The 12,745-nt window shown below is 69.2% G+C and carries 8 protein-coding genes; 3 read left to right on the top strand and 5 right to left on the bottom strand.

Features of this window, described 5'->3' with window-relative positions:
- The first annotated feature begins 30 nt into the window (after nucleotides 1-30).
- Together EL266_RS04985 and EL266_RS04980 are read left to right on the top strand one after the other, a co-directional pair.
- Nucleotides 31-1,200: a sensor histidine kinase gene (locus EL266_RS04985; RefSeq protein WP_026428191.1), complete on the top strand. Its 1,170-nt coding sequence runs from the start codon at nucleotides 31-33 to the stop codon at nucleotides 1,198-1,200.
- 549 nt (nucleotides 1,201-1,749) lie between these two features.
- Entirely contained in the window at nucleotides 1,750-2,619 is an 870-nt protein-coding gene (locus EL266_RS04980; RefSeq protein ID WP_232012119.1) for a sensor histidine kinase, read from the top strand.
- Nucleotides 2,620-2,657: 38 nt separating this feature from the next.
- Here EL266_RS04980 and folE read toward each other — a convergent pair whose 3' ends face one another.
- Together folE and ftsH are read right to left on the bottom strand one after the other, a co-directional pair.
- Nucleotides 2,658-3,230 (bottom strand): GTP cyclohydrolase I FolE, encoded by a 573-nt coding sequence (folE, locus tag EL266_RS04975; protein ID WP_026428189.1) that lies wholly within the window; start codon nucleotides 3,228-3,230, stop codon nucleotides 2,658-2,660.
- Nucleotides 3,227-5,383, bottom strand: a complete 2,157-nt coding sequence (gene ftsH, locus EL266_RS04970) for an ATP-dependent zinc metalloprotease FtsH (RefSeq protein WP_084501220.1) — start codon at nucleotides 5,381-5,383, stop codon at nucleotides 3,227-3,229. Before ftsH ends, folE begins: the two co-directional genes overlap by 4 nt.
- A gap of 557 nt (nucleotides 5,384-5,940) precedes the next feature.
- Between ftsH and cas6 the strand changes: the two genes are divergently transcribed.
- Complete coding sequence (gene cas6, locus EL266_RS04965; RefSeq protein WP_026428188.1) at nucleotides 5,941-6,744, top strand: CRISPR system precrRNA processing endoribonuclease RAMP protein Cas6; 804 nt, start codon at nucleotides 5,941-5,943, stop codon at nucleotides 6,742-6,744.
- Here the strand turns inward: cas6 and EL266_RS04960 are convergent.
- The 3 genes from EL266_RS04960 to EL266_RS04950 are packed head-to-tail and all read right to left on the bottom strand — an operon-like array spanning nucleotide 6,683 to nucleotide 12,745.
- Nucleotides 6,683-8,455, bottom strand: coding sequence for a hypothetical protein (locus EL266_RS04960; protein WP_026428187.1), 1,773 nt, complete (start codon nucleotides 8,453-8,455; stop codon nucleotides 6,683-6,685). The two genes, cas6 and EL266_RS04960, sit on opposite strands and share 62 nt — an antisense overlap.
- Entirely contained in the window at nucleotides 8,452-11,325 is a 2,874-nt protein-coding gene (locus tag EL266_RS13505) for a hypothetical protein (RefSeq protein ID WP_197719274.1), read from the bottom strand. The genes EL266_RS04960 and EL266_RS13505 overlap by 4 nt, the downstream gene beginning before the upstream one ends.
- Nucleotides 11,294-12,745, bottom strand: coding sequence for a hypothetical protein (locus EL266_RS04950; protein WP_026428186.1), 1,452 nt, complete (start codon nucleotides 12,743-12,745; stop codon nucleotides 11,294-11,296). The genes EL266_RS13505 and EL266_RS04950 overlap by 32 nt, the downstream gene beginning before the upstream one ends.

Raw genomic sequence — 12,745 nt, 5'->3', positions numbered from 1 at the left:
ATGGCACGAGCGGCAAGGCTTCCCGGTCTCGTGACAGGCCTCCTCGCCCCCACGCGTCTGACTGTGTGGACACCCAGGCTCCGCACGCACCTGCTGTGTCTGGCCTGCGCGACGCTGCTCACGCTCGCCGCTGTGGCGGCGCTGGTCCCGGATCGGCGGACCGATGCGTTCTACATGGTGACCCTGCTCATCAGCGGCCTGGGCGTCGCAGTGCTTTCAGTGGCACCGCTCATCAGCAGTGGCCTGTGCCTCGGCACGCTGTACGCGTTCCTCCTTGCACTCGGCGATGCTGCCCCTGCGGGCCCTTCCCTGCCCGCTATTGGGCCGTGGCTGTGCGCATCGGTCCTCCTGACCCGCGGCTTCAGCAGGCTCAGCGCCTACGGTCTTGTCCTGATCTCTCTTGGCGGGTCGGTCATCGGCCACCACTCGAATGTGGTTTCCAACTCCGCGCTTGCGACAGATTTCACCTACACCATGCTGGTGGGGACGATCTGCCTGATCGTTGCCGAGCTCATGCGCCAGCCACGCATGGAGGCCGAGGCCGCGGCCCGGCGCCATGAGGCGGATATGCGGAACCAGCGCCTGCTCATCGTCTCCGAGCTGCATGACACCGTCGTGCGCGATCTGACTCAGGCGGTGATGAGGGCCGAGCAAGCGCGCCTGGCCCAGCCCGACGCGCCACTGGTCGGCGAGCTCGGGGCGATGACCTCCTCGGTGCGCACCGCCGTCGATCAGCTGCGCTCCAGCCTGCGGTCGATGAACGACATGGCGGATCAGGTGCCCCTCGACGTGCTGGCATCCTCCGCGCCGAGGTCCTTGACAGAGGTGGTCGACGAGACGCGCCGCACCCTCGCGGCCCGCGGGATCAGCCTGGAGACGGCAGGGCTTGAGGCGCTGGAGAGCGCGAGGATCGGCCCTGGGCTGCGCCAGCAGTTGGTGCGCATGCTGGGCGAGCTGACAACCAACATGGCCAAGCACGCGGCGCCCGGGCCTGCGCGACTCGTCGTGGAGCACGATGGGATGAGCCTGGAGGCGATGAGCTCCAACACGGTCGACGCCGGGACGGAGGCGGATCCGGTGGCCTCGTCCGGATTGGGACTCGTGGGAGTGCGGCGCCGCGTGGAGGCCCTGGGCGGAACTCTGAATGTGTCCCGCACCCCGGATCGCTTCACCGTCGTCCTATCCGTACCGGTGGTGTAGGCGCTGGCCGCTCCACCGCCGCAGCTCGACCGCGACCCCTCCTACTGCGCCCAAACTTTATGAGAATTAAATAAAGTGAAGTAAGGGTATTAACCCCGCTGAGATAGGTCCTCAGGGCCCGCAGCACCATCGGGTCATCGTCGACGACTATCACTCGACATTTCTCATCACTATTTTTTGCCGCACTGGAGGGGAGGGGTTCACTATGCATGGAATAATGATAACCATCAAGCCCTCGACACGGGAGGCGCCACCGTGCATCCCCACAACTCCAGCAACCGGGCCTCCGTCGTCTGGTGGCCCCCACGGCACGCGCACATGATGCATGCGGGTATCGCCCTCTTCCTGTTCATCGCCTCCCCCCTCGTGGGCGGTTCCCGTCAGCCATGGGGACTAGCGATCACGGCGCTCCTCGCGATCTGCCTCCCCTTGTCCTCCCTGCGCCCCCGCATTGGTCTCTTCGCCAGCCTTGTCCTCGCTTGGATCGGTCTGGCCGGAGCGGAACCGATCGCCCTGTTCGCCATCGCGATCCCCTGGTTCATCTGTGCAATGCTCCTGTCCAGGGGACATCCACGCCGCACGATCTACCCCGCCGCCGCGGCGCACGCCCTCGCGCTCATCATCTACGCCTCCCAGACCCCCGATGGGCCGTTCTTCGGCACCCTGGCGACCGCCATCATCGCAACCCCCTGTCTAACCGCTGGCGAGATGGTTCGACTGCATCGCCAAGCGACCGCCCGGACCGAGCTGGAGCGCCAGGAGAGGCTGGAGCGGCAACGGCGCCTGGTGATCTCAGAGCTCCACGACACCGTGGTCCGCGACCTGAGCCATGCGGTCATGCTCGCCGAGCAGGCCCGCCTGACTCATCCTGATGACGAGCTCCTCCACCGCGAGCTCGCCGCGGTGACCGCCCCGGTCCGCAGCGCCATCAAGCAACTGCGGAACAGCCTCAAGGCGATGAGCGCCGCCAAGGGAGACGACGCCCTCCTCCTTCTCGCCTCCTCTCCCCCGCCACCCCTGTCAGAGACCATCGAGCGCGTCCGCGCCTCGCTTGCCCAGCGCGACACGGTCCTGCTGGTCGAGGGCCTGGAACTACTCGATCATCAGAGCATCACCCCGGGCGTGCATCAGCAGTTGGTGCGGGTCATCGGGGAGCTCATCACCAACGCCTCGAAGTATGCACCCCCATCGACCAAGGTCTCCCTCCTCATCGAGACCGATGACCGCACCGTGGAGTGCATGTGCGTCAACGCCATCGGCCCTGATACCCCGCCCAGTACGGCTCTGTCCTCCAAGATCGGCCTGGAGGGGGCACGGCGCCGGATCGAGACACTGGGCGGCACCTTCACCGTGAGCAAAACGGCCGAGCGCTGGTCCGTCGTCTTCAGCGTCCCGATCCAGGACGACGACGCAACCTGAGGCGCTCGCATGCGGGGCCCCTCGCGGCCCCGCGGACCTCAGGACCGGCCGCCCTGGATGAGGCTCATGGCCTCAGCCCGGGTGGCCGCGTTGCGCAGTTGGCCGCGCACCGCGGAGGTCACCGTGTTGGAGCCGGGCTTGCGCACGCCCCGCATGGACATGCACAGGTGCTCGGCCTCGACCACCGTCAGCACGCCCCGGCAGCCCAGTCGCTCCACCATGGCGTCGGCGATCTGGGCGGTCAGGCGCTCCTGGACCTGGGGGCGACGGGCGTACCCCTCCACCAGCCGCGCCAGCTTGGACAGGCCGGTCACGCGCCCGCCCTCCCCCGGGATGTAGGCCACATGCGCCTGGCCGTGGAAGGGCAGGAGGTGGTGCTCGCACACCGAGTACAGGGGGATGTCGCGCACCAGGATCATCTCCTCATGCCCGACGTCGAAGACCCGCTCCAGGTGCTCGGCCGGATCCTCCTCGAGCCCGGCGAACATCTCCGCATAGGCGCGCGCCATCCGATCAGGGGTCTCGCGCAAGCCGTCACGGTCGGGGTCCTCGCCGATGGCCACGAGCAGGTCGCGCACCGCCTGGCGCACGCCCTGCGCGTCATAGCTCACGACCCGGACCCGAGGTCGCCCTCAGCGCCCCCGGCACTCTCAGGGCTCTCGGCGCTCCAGCCGCCCTGGTCGGGCTCAGCGTCCTGGCCGCCCGCAGCAGCGTCGTCCGGCTGCGCATCCGCAGCCTGCTCGGCTCCGCCCGGAAGCGGGGCGGGATCCGCGATGAGGGAGTCGTCGGAGCGCCACAGGGGCCGCTCGGCCTGCTTGACCACGGGGGCGAAGATCTCCTCCAGGTCCTTCTCCAGGAGCGTCTCCCGATCCAGGAGCTGGTCGGCCAGGCGGTCCAGGACGGCGCGGTTGCGGGTGAGGATCTCCCAGGCCTCGCGGTGGGCGGCGTCCAGCAGCGCCCGCACCTCGGCGTCGACCGTGGCGGCCACCTCCTCGGAGAAGTCCCGGCTGGTGGCGGACAGCCCCAGGACCGTCTCGTTCTCGGTGGTGCCGAGCTTGACGGCGCCCACGGCGGCGGTCATGCCGTAGTCCGTGACCATCTTGCGGGCCGTGGAGGTGGCCTTCTCGATGTCGTTGGAGGCGCCGGTGGTGGGGTCGCGGAAGATGATCTCCTCGGCGGCCCGCCCGCCCATGGCGTAGACGAGCTGGTCGAGCAGCTCGTTGCGGGTCACGGAGTACTTGTCATCGGCGGGCATGACCTGGGTGTAGCCCAGGGCCCGACCGCGCGGCAGGATGGTGACCTTGGTGACGGGGTCGGAGTACCGCCCCGCGGCGGCACACAGGGCGTGGCCGGCCTCGTGGTAGGCGGTGACCCGCTTCTCGTGGTCGTTCATGACCCGGGTGCGCTTCTGAGGGCCGGCGATGACACGGTCGATGGCCTCATCCAGGGCGCGGTTGTCGATGAGCTGGGCGTTGGAGCGGGCCGTGAGCAGGGCCGCCTCGTTGAGGACATTGGCCAGGTCCGCACCGGTGAACCCGGGGGTGCGCTTGGCCACCAGGTCGAGGTCGACGTCGCGGGTCAAGGGCTTGCCCTTGGCGTGGACCTTGAGGATGGCGGCGCGCCCCGCCATGTCCGGGGCCTCCACGGAGACCTGGCGGTCGAAGCGGCCGGGCCGCAGCAGCGCCGGGTCCAGCACATCGGGGCGGTTGGTGGCGGCGATGAGGATGACATTGGTGTTGGCGTCGAAGCCGTCCATCTCCACCAGCAGCTGGTTGAGGGTCTGCTCGCGCTCGTCGTGCCCGCCGCCGGTGCCCGAGCCGCGGTGACGGCCCACGGCGTCGATCTCATCGACGAAGATGATCGCCGGCGCGTTCTCCTTGGCCTGGTCGAACAGGTCGCGCACGCGCGAGGCGCCCACACCCACGAACATCTCGACGAACTCCGAGGCCGCCATGGAGAAGAAGGGCACCCCGGCCTCCCCGGCCACGGCCTTGGCCAGGAGGGTCTTGCCGGTTCCGGGCGGACCGTAGAGCAGCACGCCCTTGGGGATCTTGGCGCCCACGGCGCGGAACTTCTCCGGCTCGGAGAGGAACTCGCGGATCTCCTCGAGCTCCTCGACAGCCTCATCCTCACCGGCGACGTCATCGAAGGTGACGTCCGGCATCTCCTTGGAGCCGATCTTGGCCTTGGACTTGCCAAAGCCCATGGCGCCACCGCGCCCCCCGCTCATGCGCGAGAACATCCACCACATGATGACCAGGAAGATGGCCAGCGGCAGGAAGAGCTGGAGCAGCGAGGACCACCAGGAGGTGGTGGGCACCACCGAGTTGAAGCCGGCCTTGGGGGCGGCCCCCTGGACCAGGTTGTCGACCTGCTCGGCCTGGGCGTCGGTGAAGGTGAACTGGACGCGCTTGCCCATGTCCTCCTCCGACTCGCCCTCCTTCTTGGGCTTCTGCACGTAGGACTCGGTCAGGTCGAGCTCGACGCGCTGAGTGCCATCGATCACCGTCACCGACTCGACGGTGTCCGGCTTGTCCTTGAGCAGGGCGATGCCGTCGGAGGTGTCGATGGCCTGGTAGCCGCTCAGGGCTGAGGTGAACGCCCAGATGAGCAGCATGACCAGGACGATGGGGGCCGCCCACAGGAACGGGTTGCCCAGCGCGCCGCGGCGCTTCTTGTCACGCCCGCTCCTGGCGTCCTTCTTATTCATGTTGCCCGGCTTGTTCGGGCGCTTACGGCCAGGCTTCTGGCCCGTGTCACTCATCAGCGGTGGATCCCTTCGCGCGTGTGCACCCTAGACGTTAGCCGATGGCGGGCGGATTCTCCCCATCGCCTCGGCCCATGTTCGCGCCAGGCGTGGGCAGCACCGGGGGAATCCTGGACGGGAATACCGGGACCCGGACCCGCCCCCTATCGAAGCGTCGGGGTGGCGAGGGGCACCATGGCGCCGGCATGGGAGCGGCGCGGGATCACCGCCGGCCTTCTGGCCCAGGGGCAGCGGACCCGGAGACCGAACGAGGCGCTAACGGCGCCGCGAACCCTCGTCGGTGACGCGAAGCGCCGCCGCCTCCCCTCGGCATGTTGTCCACGGTGAACAACTTTAAGGCTCACCGCCACCTGCCGTAATCGCGAACGCGCAGGTCAGGGCACTTTTCCGGCCGCAGACCAGCAAGCGGAGGCGGTTAAAGTTGTTCACCGTGGACAACCGCGCTCAGGCCGCGGGTGCCCGAAACCGCCCTCATCGGAGCATCGAAGTGGCAGAGTGGGTGGCACTGGCGCGAGATCCGGCGCGGCAGCGGTCTCATCGGTGGAGGTGCACTGATGCCCAGTACTGCACTGGTCAGCTTCGATGCGGCCGCGCCGGTGGCGGCCACGCCCCGCCGGCTTCATGCGGCCTGGGGACGGGTCTTCGACCTGCCCGAGGGAGTCTCCCGCGAGCGCGCCGCCGCACGGCCCGCCCTGGCTGCCCGCCCGCCCCATGACCTGGCGGGCACCAAGCCCTACTGCCTGGGGCAGTTGTCCGCGGGCCCGGGCGCATTCGGCATGGAGCTGCGCTTCCTGGACGACCGGCTCCTGGACACTCTGGACGCGTGGCTGGCCTGGGGCGGGGTGCTGCCGATCGGGGACGGCAGTGGCCGCCAGGCGCCTCTTGTCCCCGTGGAGGCCCAGATCCTGGAGCAGGCCTCCTGGGAGGAGATGGCAGCCGACGACAGCGCCTCGACCTGGCTGGTGCGCCTGCTCTCCCCCACGGTCATCACCTCTCGGGGCAGGCATCTCGACACGGTTCCCCCCGCCTCCTTGGCGACGAGCCTGCACACCCGGTGGCGGCAGTGGTCCCCCGCCACGGCGCCCGAGCTGCCCGGCCGCGACGCCCTGGAGCGGATGCTGGCGACCCAGGACCGCACTCATCCGGTGAGCGTGAGCCTGGGCATGCCGCGCAGCGATGGGCGGGGCCGGCTATCCTCCCGCAGGATCACCGCGCGGGAGGGCGAGATGCGGATCAGCGGGACCCCGGGGGCGCCCGCCACCCGCGTCTTCTCCAGCCTCATGTCCCTGGCCCGGTTCACCAACGCCGGCTCTCATGCGGCCTTCGGCATGGGCGCACTGGATGTGGAGGCCTTGTAGTGCGGCCAGGCGGGCCGCGCGGCTCAGAGGGACCGGCGGGCTCGGGGATCGTCGGTGGTGCTCGGGTCCTGGCGGTCGGGCGGCTTGAGGCTGACGTGGAGCACCCTGGCGATGAGGATGCCGATGAGCACTGCGAGGAGGAGGACCACGGGCAGGGATGCCAACCACCACCATCCGCGCGCTCCACCATGCGGGCGCCGGGGTCCCAGTTGATCCATATCTCCAGCAGGACGGTCAGCGGGACGCCGATGAAGGCCAGGACGCCGACCGCCCATTCCAAGGTCTGCTGCTGGCGCGCCTCGGCGGCCTGTCGCTCGCGCTCGAGCTCCTGGCGCCTGCGCTCGATGGCGTTCCTCTCGGCGTCAACCCGACGCTCCTCGCGCTCGATGAGGGTCTGCACGGTCTCGCGCAGGAGGCGGGCCTGCTGGACGATCTGGGCGACGGCGTCGTCCAGTCCCGCCGCCTCCTGCATCCAGGCGAGGAGCTGGTCCACGCGGTGGTGCTCGGCGATGTTCGTCCACCATTCGGAGGCCAGGAAGGCGACGGCCTCGCTGTCCAGGGCGATGGCGTTGTCGATGAGCTGATCGAGGCGCTCCTGCTGGTGGGCGGGGCAGGCTCCCTGGTGCAGGTGGTCCCGCAGCCGCTCGGCAGTGTCGGCCAGCTGCTGGGACAGGGAGCGCACTCTCAGGCGGTCCAGGGCCACCAGGAGGTGGATGTCGAGGTCGGTGGAGCAGGCGCGCAGCATCCCCTCGCACAGGAAGGGGTCCGTGCTCTGCCGGGCCAGGTAGGCCGTCCCGGTTCTTCCGACGGCGACCGCCCAGCTCTGGGAGAGCAGGTGGGTGCGCTTCAGGTGGGCCTGGTAGTTCTCCTCGCTGAGCTCGACGCCGCCGGGGGTGGGGAAGTCACTCCACTGCCAGCCGGAGACCGCGAGCTGCGGCGCGCCCAGCCTGCTGCTGGCGGCTGCGCCCAGCTCGGCGTCGGCGCGCAGGAGGCTCTGGACTTCCTCGGACACCCAGGCGCCCTGGCCTGCTCCTGGGGTCCGGGGCTTCGAGCCGGGCCCGGGCGACCAGGCGGCGCTCAGCCTCCAGGGGACCCAGGTCAGTGTCAGTAGCGGAGGGGCGAACCAGCCTTCGCGCTCCTGGTGGTCGGAGGCCAGCGTGAGGGGGTGCTCACCGCAGACCTCCGGGGAGGCGAGGAGCTCGGTGAGGAACCCGCCCAGGTGGGGCAGGGCGCCGAGCCGCATCGTGGTGTTGAAGCAGCGCTCGTAGTCGGCCTGGGGGACGACGGCGTGCACGGCGAGGATGACTGTGCAGGATCCGCTGCGCTGCTCGGAGACCCGCAGCACCTCCAGTGCGCCGATCCGCAGGTCGGGTTGGGCGCGGTGCGGTGCGGTGGGGTCGGTGGGCTTCGCGTAGTCGGCCAGACTGTCCAGGGGCTTGGATCGCCGGTTGCCCGGGTCCAGGAGCCTGGCGGCCACCTCCGGGTGGACGTATCCGGCGCGCCAGAAGCTGCTCGCGTTCCTCCTCCTGCCTGCCCTGTCGCGGGCGCGAAGATTGAGGGCGCCATCGTTCCAATTCTTGAAGGTGGTCTCCCAGCCATCGGCGGCCTCTGCCTTCCACAGGGTGATGAGCCGCATCTCCTGGGGGTCGTTCAGGTGGATGAACCCGGTGCCCTGCGCGTGCGCGGGCTGCGTGGACTGCCCGTCAGTCATGGCCCGCTCCTCCCGACTCGTGCGATGAGTCCTCGCCCAGGCGCGAGCGTGGCCAGGCCCCGCGCGGCCGTCACCTGGCCGGTGCTGTCACGGATGAGGTCGGCGGGCCATACCAGGTCGGAGCGCTGGGGGTGGTGCTCGGCCACGACCCGGCCGGTGATGTAGAGCGTGCCCGGCCTGGGATCGGGCAGGGGCGGGTCAATGCCCTGGACCCGGCGGCCGATGGAGAGGGGGACCTCCCGGGCGCGCTCGTCGTCTTGGGGGTCCCGGACGGCGAGGATCCCCTGCTGGCCCTGGTCGAGTAGGAGCCTGGGCGACTGGCCGGCGCTGGGTAGGCGCAGTGGCTCGCCGACGCCGCAGTCCAGCACGACCTCATGGGGGGTGAGGTTGATGAGGGTCTGGGGCTCGCCTAGAGCATCTCCTGGCAGGAGTGCCGCGGTCGGCTCCTGGTCGCGGTTCCCGCTTCCGCAGTGGTGGGCGAGCAGCGCGTGGATGCCGTGGCGAACCCGCGTCATGCGCTCGTCCCAGTCGGAGCTGCCGGTCCAGGGGTGGTCGCGGCGGACGGCGCGAACCGCCTGGCGCAGGAGCTGCGGATAGGTGAGCTCAGGATGGGCCCGCCGCCCCTGGGGTCCCAGCTCGTGGGCGGTGGCCTCCTCCAGGCCCTGGGAGCCGTGGTTGATGGGGGTCTTGTTGCGAATCCTGTAGAGCAGGCGCAGCAGTGCGCCGGCCGGGGCCTCGCGCAGATTCACGCCCTGGGGAATGTCGCCGTAGTCGCTCATCGCCAGGATGACGGGGGTCCGCTCGGGCTTCGGAGGGATGTGGAGGAGTTCGCCGGCGATGGTGGCGAGCCGGATCTGCGCGTCGTCCTGCAGCTCGCCGGAGTCGATGAGGCCGGCGATGGCTCCCAGCACGGCCAGAACGGTGGGGGCGTGAGCGTCTCGCGTTTGCGGACTGGAGCGCACGGCGGCAAGAAGCTCCTCGGCCAGGATGCCGCTGCAGGCGGCGAACCGCTTCATGTCGGAGTCTCCCAGTGCCAGGAGGCGCTGGGCGGTGAGCAGGTCGAATCTGTCCAGGCAGTGCATGGCCGCCTTGAGCAGGGCCGCGCGAACGTCCCTGTCGAGGCCGAACTGGTGGAATTGGAACTGCTCCCGGCCCTGGCCCTTGGTGATCGAGGACATGAGGAGGACGGGGACTCCGTGGTCGGCTCCGAAGGCCTGGGCGGCTTGGAGCAGGGCGATGGCTGCGGCTTTCTCACCGGTGGTGGCGACGACAACGGCGCGGGGCCGGGGGCTCTGCTGGCTGAGCCAGGTTCGCGCCTGATGGCGCAGGCCCGTCATCGCCTCATCGATCTGGGCCGAGGAGAGCTCGGGGGCGGTCATCGAGGCGTATTCGCGCAGTGAGACCTCGGCATGCCCCCAGCCCTGGTCGACGGCGGACCGGGAGGGACGATCCTCACGAGTCCTCTTCACGGTCTCCTGCACCTTCTGAGCCGCCTGATGCGTTTGCGTAGAGTGCGCGATGAGCGCCTTGAGCGCCAGGGGGCCTGGCACGGCGCAGGAGTCCCGCAGCTCACGGGCGGGAGGCCGGGAGAGCAGATTGACCACCAGTGGGCGGCGAGGATGGCCCTCGCCGGCGCGCTCCTTGCCCTGCGCGAGGAGCAGGCAGATCTCCGACCCCGGCCAGTTCAGCCAATCCGGGATCCTGTCCCCGAGCTCGCGACGCACCTCTGCCACCAGGGGAAGGGCGCGGTCATCCCTGGTGGGGGAATCGGCGTCATGGGTGGCGTTGTTCCCGAGCTCGACCAGGTGCTGACGGGCGAGCATCCATTTGTCAGGCTCCTGCAGCGAGCGCTCAAGACGCTGGATGCGGCCGAGAGTCTGCCCGGGACTTCTACTGCCGTTCTTACTCTGATCCGTGTGCCCTTCGGTGGCCTTATGGAGTTCGAGATAGACGGCGGTCATCCAGGCCCGCAGGGCCATGCCTGCTGCGAGGTCGCCACGCGCAACATCGGTGATCAGCAGGGCAGCGATGTCATCAGAGGTGGCTTCCAGCTCTGACCCGCCTCCCCCGAGGGCACGGCGGATGGAATCGGCCGCGGAGCGGACATCGGAATCGTGGTCGTCAGTGGGCTTCGGGGCTCCGGTGCCCTGGAGGCTGTCGAGGACCGTGGGCAGCCCGAGCCCGAGAAGCCATCCTCTCAGTGGGTCTGCCGGTACTGACATGTCAAGCACGGGCGGGTCCCACCGCTCCTCGGCCCCCGACCGTGCCTGCCGGTCGAGGAGGATGAGCGACCAGTTGTCGGGGTGGGTTGCGGTGGTGACCGCTGCGGCGGCCAGGACGACGGCCATCGCTCCCCCGCCCAGCGGGAGCAGCACATGCCCGTGGTGGGACCCCACCACGGACTCCAGCTCCTCCAGGCTGGAAGCCTCCTCGAGTCCTGGCAGAAGGCAGGCGTCGTGGATTCGCACCGGGCGGCCGGCAAGGAGCCCACCGTCCTTGACCGCGATTCTCAGGGCCGTGGTCAGCGCCTGCGCCAACTGCTCGGTGGGAGTCCGATCTCCTTTGACTCCGACGATGATGATCTCCAGGGGCTCTGCTGGCGCTGTCGCCGCACCGGTGTGAGCGGCCTGGGCCTGGGCGCCGCGATTCACGAGCGCGGCGATCTCCTGGTCGAGTGGGCTGCGCATCCCGCCTGAGGGCTCTCCTGGCGCAGGGGCGTCATAGTCCAGATCGATGATTCGACGTCGTGCCTCATTTGGCTCCTGGCAGTCCGCCAGCTCTCGGCAGCGCTCGATCGAGGCGCGCTCCGCCCCCTCCTGCCGTCCAGGGATGCCGAGATCAGCGAGCCCCGCGATGTGCACGAGCAGCATGGTTTCTCCTCTGCTTCGATGGCAGCAGATCCGTATCGATGGGGCGCGGGTCATCGACCAAGTCCCGTGGTGAGACACCGCCCCCCTCCCTGGGCAGCCCCTCCTCGGTCAGGTTGTTCCGCTTGTTCTCCTCCAACGACATATAGCGGACATCGACGCCGTCGGTATAGCCGTAGGCCGCCCGCTGCATGGCCTTGACCCACGGAAGCCTGTCCAGGAGGCTCAAAACATGAGAGGGCAGAGTCGGAAGCGATGCTGGAGCGCTCTCCAGGCCGAGGCACGCATTGAGCTCCCGGTAGCTCTGGGCGAGGTCGTCTCCGCGGACCGCCCGCACGCCTCCGTCGGGGATCTCCACCTTGACCACTCCGAGGCCGAGGGGCTTACCCAGGCCCATGCGCAGGAACCCAGCCTCGTCGGACTGGCGGTGCTGGACCGGGACAAGGTTCTCGGGCGTGAGGATCCACAGGAGTGCCGCCAGCTCGGAGGCGGACAGGTCGGAGAAGCGGAGCGCGCATCTCATGACGCTCCCGGTGGCGATCCAGGAGACGACGCGCAGCCGGACCGAAGGCCCTGGTGCCTCCATCCCGGAATCTTGGTGAACTTTGGTCGCCTTGTGGGGGAATCCAGTGGTGCCGAGGTACTTGCGCTCAACCGGATACGCCGCGCTCCCGAGTTGCTGGCCCTCCGCATAGTAATCGGCCCGGGGCAGTGGCCCTCCACCGCGCCTGGTCAGAGTCCTCCCCTTGACATCGGTGAGAAAGCGGCGAGCAGACGTCGGTCTGGGACTCAGCAGAGGCGAAAGAAGACGAGGTTTCTCCCTCACCACGACATCCTCGGTGTCGACCGCGCTAACGGCGATCCTTCCTCGCAGGGCCACATCCCCGCCTTTGGCGTCCTCCTCTGCTTGTGGCACCACGTAGCCGAAGAGGCGGTCCGCCGGGCTGGCCTGCTCCCGGTCGCCCAGGGGCAGCACCTTCTGGCTACGGGCCAGGTCATGCGGGGAAGCGCTGTACTCCCGACGGCCAGAGGCTCGGGGAGTGTCGGGGCGGTAGGTCAGCCGCTCTGTCCGCTCCTCGAAGACGCGGAACCGTGACGCGGTGAGAGTCTCGTAGGCGCGCGAGAGCATGCCCTTGATCATGGTGGGAGGGACGATGACACGCCCATCACCATCCCGCGGGAGGCCCACGATCGCCGCCTCCTGCCCGGTCTCCGATCGCTCTTGCTCCCCGAAGACGATGGGGGTCATCGCGGTCAGGCGCAGATCGATGGAGCCCGACCACCGCTCGGCGTGCAGATGGTCGTGCCCCTCAGCCGCATGGTCGGTGAAGATCTCCCGTGGGAGCTCCCCTTCTTCTGCGTGATTTGCGGCGCAGTCACGCAAAACAGGGATGCGGTTGACCGCGGAGTGGAACAGTGCCAT

This window comes from Actinomyces slackii (genome assembly GCF_900637295.1).
Taxonomy (GTDB): domain Bacteria; phylum Actinomycetota; class Actinomycetes; order Actinomycetales; family Actinomycetaceae; genus Actinomyces; species Actinomyces slackii.
Note: the sequence above shows the minus strand (reverse complement) of the source record. Positions and strands in the feature narration are given on the sequence as shown.

Bases quoted from the DNA above. Each gene is read 5' to 3' on its own strand.
- EL266_RS04980 (WP_232012119.1), top strand. From the start codon at position 1,750: ATGCTCCTGTCCAGGGGACATCCACGCCGCACGATCTACCCCGCCGCC.
- ftsH (WP_084501220.1), bottom strand. From the start codon at position 5,383: ATGAGTGACACGGGCCAGAAGCCTGGCCGTAAGCGCCCGAACAAGCCG.
- cas6 (WP_026428188.1), top strand. From the start codon at position 5,941: ATGCCCAGTACTGCACTGGTCAGCTTCGATGCGGCCGCGCCGGTGGCG.
- EL266_RS04960 (WP_026428187.1), bottom strand. From the start codon at position 8,455: ATGACTGACGGGCAGTCCACGCAGCCCGCGCACGCGCAGGGCACCGGG.
- EL266_RS13505 (WP_197719274.1), bottom strand. From the start codon at position 11,325: ATGCTGCTCGTGCACATCGCGGGGCTCGCTGATCTCGGCATCCCTGGA.
- EL266_RS04950 (WP_026428186.1), bottom strand. From the start codon at position 12,745: ATGGCACTGTTCCACTCCGCGGTCAACCGCATCCCTGTTTTGCGTGAC.